Source organism: Shewanella sp. 11B5 (assembly GCF_002836795.1).
In the GTDB taxonomy this organism is placed as follows: Bacteria; Pseudomonadota; Gammaproteobacteria; order Enterobacterales; family Shewanellaceae; genus Shewanella; species Shewanella frigidimarina.
Genome location: NZ_PJAP01001095.1, coordinates 1 through 2,304, shown reverse-complemented (window position 1 = coordinate 2,304; position 2,304 = coordinate 1). Strand labels below are relative to the sequence as shown.

Annotated in this window: 2 protein-coding genes, 1 pseudogene and 1 riboswitch; of the genes and pseudogenes, 2 read left to right on the top strand and 1 reads right to left on the bottom strand. The window is 42.5% G+C overall.

What is annotated here, in order from left to right; genetic code table 11:
- Positions 1-201, bottom strand: a pseudogene (locus tag CXF78_RS20695) (homocysteine S-methyltransferase family protein); the annotation flags it as partial.
- Between the two features lie 270 nt (positions 202-471).
- Here CXF78_RS20695 and CXF78_RS20690 point away from each other — a divergent pair.
- Together CXF78_RS20690 and CXF78_RS20685 are read left to right on the top strand one after the other, a co-directional pair.
- The gene (locus CXF78_RS20690; RefSeq protein ID WP_102037818.1) at positions 472-1,215 is read left to right on the top strand and encodes a histidine phosphatase family protein; all 744 of its coding nucleotides are present in this window, start codon (positions 472-474) and stop codon (positions 1,213-1,215) included.
- Positions 1,216-1,324: 109 nt separating this feature from the next.
- A riboswitch (cobalamin riboswitch) is annotated at positions 1,325-1,458 on the top strand.
- Between the two features lie 78 nt (positions 1,459-1,536).
- Positions 1,537-2,304: ABC transporter ATP-binding protein (locus CXF78_RS20685; protein ID WP_102037817.1), on the top strand; the 768-nt coding region annotated here is incomplete at its 3' end.

The following is a 2,304-nucleotide window of genomic DNA, read 5'->3' as shown; positions in this document are numbered from 1 at the left end:
CGGTTGGCTGAGTACTAATAAGTCATTGTTGCCTTTAACATCGCAATGCCAATCTTTAAAACGCTCGCCACGATAATCTTCTTCTTCCAACTTATAGTCTTGGATCATGGTGCCCATGGCGCCATCTAAAATCACAATACGCTGCGCTAACAATGCATTAAGTTGTTCAAGTGTTTGACTGTAAGAAGTCGATTTCGCCATAACAGTTACCTTTTTATCACTATGTTGCTTGATACCTTGATTGAGATAAGCATACCCTTATTTTTACAATAGTAGGGCGATAACATCATTGTTATGTTCAACGGTCATTTGCAACGGTTGCTTTAACCGTTGCAGACAACTGCCGTGGACAATTGTTGCGTACAATGATTATCTTCTAAATGATTACCTGTTAAGATAGTATTTTAGACATATAAACGTATAGACGTCCATAGTACGCGAATTTTTACTGCCAGAGCAAGGCTGAATTAAATGAAACAAGCCAAGATAATTTTAATGCGCCATGGAGAATGCGAAGGTGGGTCTATATTTCGCGGCCAAACCGATGTAAAACTTACCGACACAGGGATGGCCCAAATGCAGCAAGCATTTGCAGAGCTGCAATTCCCCATTAGCCATGTGTTTAGTTCACCATTGCAACGGTGCCAGCAATTCAGCCAGCCTTTAACGCAGCGATTAACATTACCGTTAATGACGATACCAGCACTGCAAGAAATAGATTTTGGTGTGTGGGATGGGCAATCGTTTGATGCAATTTACCAGCAAAACCCCGCTAAATTTGATGCCTATTGGGATAACCCATGGTCGGCTGATAGCACGCCAGATAAAGCCGAGTCGGTGATTGATTTTGCTGCGCGAGTGGAGACCGGGCTTATGAGCGTGGTCGATGAACTGTGGCGCTCATGTCAACAGCAGCACTCTTGTTTACTGTCAATCGACGAACAACAAAGGCAAAACGTGCCGCAAACCGCTCAAGCTGTCGATTGCCCCCATGCGTTAGTGATTACTCACGGTGGGGTGATGCGCTGCTTAATGGGCTATGTGCTTAAGGTTGGCCAATCTAGCGGATTATTCGCTAACCTAGCGATCCCCTATGCTGCTATTATGGTGCTCGATGTATATTGGCCTGATGATGTTGATAAGGTTGACGCTTTTCAAGCGACTGCAATGAATAACAATACTGCTAAAGTGAGCTTTACCTTACATTGGCCGTAACATTTCATGAGCTTAACGTTACAACCCTAGTGTCATTATTTTTCGCTATAATTTGCGTAATAATCAGCGTCGTAATTTGAATAGTTATGTGCGTCATAATTGTCGTAATAATCTGCGTCGAAACCATAGTGCCTTTCAAGGTATTGGGAATTGGGATAAGCCCAAACTGTACCCGCAACTGTAGATGTACCCATCGAGTATGGGGACATAAGTCAGATACCAGCTTTGAATAGCCTCAATATCCATGCCTAAGCGGGTGACTTAGGGGAGTTATTAAATAAATGTTTGTGTTAAATAATTGGACATGGCGGGCTAACTTTCATGTCTGAATCTGTATTAGATGTAAATCATCTTTTTTGGCAAGTCGATAATAAAACGATTCTGGCGGACATTCATTTCAGTTTGCCTAAAGGTCAAATGCTAGGGTTAATAGGCCCAAATGGTGCAGGAAAGTCGAGCCTGTTGCGCTGCTTGTATCGTTATATTGTGCCAACCAGTGGCGATATTGAGATATTTTCTAAACCCATCAGTGAATATTCTTCTAAGTTGTTAGCGCAGAATATTGCTGTGGTGCAACAAGATACCCCGCATTATTTTGACATGACTACCGAGCAGTTAGTGGCGATGGGGCTGACTCCGCATAAAGGCTTGTTTGACTCAAACACTGCCCAAGACCGTGAACGTGTGGTAAGTGCCTTAACCAAAGTTGGATTGCAGCAAAAAGCCCAACAACAGTATGAACTGTTATCTGGTGGTGAAAAACAACGTGCCCTTATTGCCCGCGCCATTGTGCAACAGCCGCATATTCTAATTTTAGATGAACCGACTAACCACTTAGATATTCGTTATCAAATTCAAATCCTTGAACTGGTTAAATCATTAGGCATTAGTGTTATTGCTTCTATACACGATCTGAATTTAGCCAGTGCAATGTGCGATAAATTACTGCTACTTGACCAAGGGCGTTTAATTGCTAAAGGTACCCCAACAGAAGTGCTAACCGAACGGCAAATTAGTGAAGTGTTTGGTGTGTGCTGCGACATTAATCTTCACCCACAACACGGTAAGCCGCTGATTAGTTATTTTTAT